Here is a 249-nt window from a genome sequence, read left to right on the forward strand (position 1 = left end):
GGCCATGACATGGCCGGACAGCAGATGGCCGCCAATCTCATCACCAATACGGGCAGCACGCTCAATATTCACCTCGTCACCCACCGAGAGGGCCCCCAGGTTCGTCACAGCTAACGTCTGTCCAATCGCATCAAAGCTGACAGCCGCTCCTTCGATCGACCGCACCGTCAGGCAGGTGCCATTCAAAGCCACTGATGCACCGGTTTGCAACCCTTGCTGCAGCGCCTCAGGAAACATCAGCGTCAGGGT

1 pseudogene is annotated in these 249 nt (G+C 59.0%); it reads right to left on the bottom strand.

Going from position 1 to position 249, the window contains the following annotated elements:
- Nucleotides 1–249: pseudogene (locus Q4563_RS21510) on the bottom strand (riboflavin synthase); the annotation flags it as partial.

The organism is Gilvimarinus sp. 1_MG-2023, from assembly GCF_030548285.1.